Annotated in this window: 3 protein-coding genes; 1 reads left to right on the top strand and 2 read right to left on the bottom strand. The window is 73.9% G+C overall.

Annotation, left to right across the window (positions count from 1 at the left end):
• Nucleotides 1-50: 50 nt before the first annotated feature.
• Nucleotides 51-977 carry an EamA family transporter gene (locus AC1DUQ_RS21335; protein WP_477060352.1) on the bottom strand — a complete coding sequence of 309 codons (927 nt, stop codon included), beginning with the start codon at nucleotides 975-977 and terminating at the stop codon, nucleotides 51-53.
• Nucleotides 978-1017: 40 nt separating this feature from the next.
• Between AC1DUQ_RS21335 and AC1DUQ_RS21330 the strand changes: the two genes are divergently transcribed.
• Nucleotides 1018-1524, top strand: coding sequence for a MarR family winged helix-turn-helix transcriptional regulator (locus AC1DUQ_RS21330; protein WP_477060353.1), 507 nt, complete (start codon nucleotides 1018-1020; stop codon nucleotides 1522-1524).
• Here AC1DUQ_RS21330 and AC1DUQ_RS21325 read toward each other — a convergent pair.
• The coding region (locus AC1DUQ_RS21325; RefSeq protein WP_477074586.1) for a hypothetical protein at nucleotides 1521-1919 on the bottom strand (399 nt) is incomplete at its 5' end. The two genes, AC1DUQ_RS21330 and AC1DUQ_RS21325, sit on opposite strands and share 4 nt — an antisense overlap.

Below are 1919 nucleotides of genomic sequence, written 5' to 3'. Positions count from 1 at the left end.
GACGTGCACGTGCTGCACGGCGTGCCCCTCCCGTCACGACGGCTCGTGGTTCATCGCGACCCTACAAGCGGCGCCGCGGCGGGGCTCGCCCCCGCAGTCCCTCGGCCGCGGCGCCGGGCGACCAGCGCCCGCAGGGAGGGCTGACCGAGGAGCACCCCGACGAGCACCACCAGCACCCCCAGCACCTGCACCCCGGTGAGCCGCTCGCCCGCGTACAGCACCCCGAGCAGCACCCCCACGATCGGGTTGAGCAGGCCCAGGAGCCCGACCGTGCTGGCAGGAAGGTGCCGCAGCCCGGTGAACCAGGCGAGGTAGGCGACCGCCGTCGCGACGAACGAGACGTAGGCGAAGCCGAGCAGCGCGCGACCGTCGAGCGCGGGCGGTCCGCCCTCGACGGCCACGGCGAACGGCAGCAGCACGAGGCCGCCGGCGACCAGCTGCCAGGCGGTCGACGACACCACGTCGACGCCGGCGCTCCACCGGGTGGCCAGCACGAAGCCGAGGCTCGACATCAGCATCGCCGTCACCGAGGCGAGGACGCCCACGGCGCTCACCTCCGTGCCGCCCGGCAGGAGCATCGCCGCGACCCCGACGAGGCCCAGAGCGGCGCCGGCCAGGGCGACCAGCCGGGGTCGCTGGGCGAGCAGAGCCCAGGCGACGAGCATCATCGCCACCGGCGACGTGGCCATCACGGTCGACGCGACGCTCGTGGGCAGCGCCTGCGCCGCGACGTAGACGAGGGCGAAGAACGCGCCCATGTTCAGCGTGCCGAGCACCGCGGACCGCCACCACCACGATCCCTGAGGTGCTCGCCGCGAGACGACCAGGAGCAGGAGCCCGGCGGGCAGCGCGCGCAGCACCGACCCCCACAGCGGTGCGTCGAGGGGCAGGGCGTGGCGTGTCACGACGTACGTGGTGCCCCAGGCCACGGGTGCGATCGCGGTGAGGAGCGACCAGCGCCACCGATTATCTTCCATGGAAGACATAGTATCTTGCCTGGAAGGTAATGTCGTCCCCGTGACCGACCGACTCGACCTCATCCAGCAGGCGTGGGCGCGCGAGCGTCCTGACCTGGACGTCCGGCCGCAGGGCGTGATCGGCCGCCTGCACCGGGTGGCGGGCCACCTCACGGACGAGCTCGTCGCGGTGTACCGGGCGCACGGCCTGAGCGAGGGGGACTTCGACGTGCTCGCGACCCTGCGGCGCGCGGGTGCCCCCTACGAGCGGACCCCCGGGGACCTGGCGGAGAACACCCTCGTCACGTCCGGCGGCATGACGAAGCGGATCGACCGGCTCGAACGCGCGGGGTTCGTCACGCGGCGACCGAGCGAGCAGGACGGTCGCGGGCGCGTCGTCGCCCTGAGCCCGCGCGGGGTGGAGGTCATCGACGCGGCCTTCGCCGCCCACATGGCCAACGAGCGGCGCCTGCTCGACGCGCTCGAGCCCGAGGACGTCGTGCAGCTCGAGCGCGTGCTGCGGCGGTGGCTCGCGCGGTTCGAGGAACCGGCGCCGGACGGGCGCTAGCGGACCGCCTCCTCGTACACGCGCGGCACTCGAGATCGTCGGACGAGCGCGATCGTGCCGACCGCCAGGGGCGCGTTCACCAGCCCGGGCGCCCCCACCCAGAACGACTCCGTGAGCAGCGCGTACACGGCCCAGAGCGCGGCGTTGGCGAGCAGCAGGACCTGGGTGGGGACGGACACGCCGCCCAGGCCGTTCGGGTCGTGGCGGAAGCGCCACACGCGCACGGCCKGGGGCCACCAGAGGACGAGCGACACGGCCGACGCCAGGAAGCCGACCAGCTCGACGAACAGGCTCACGGGCACCCCCGCGGCCTGCTCGTCCCGCTCGTGGTCGTCGACACCGTGCGCTCCTCCGGTCCGTTCCTGCACACCCACGGTCGTGTGCAGAGGGGACCC

The organism is Cellulomonas sp. P4_B5_2, from assembly GCF_056402235.1.
The sequence above is the reverse complement of the archived record's forward strand: the minus strand, read 5'-3'. Positions and strand labels throughout refer to the sequence as shown.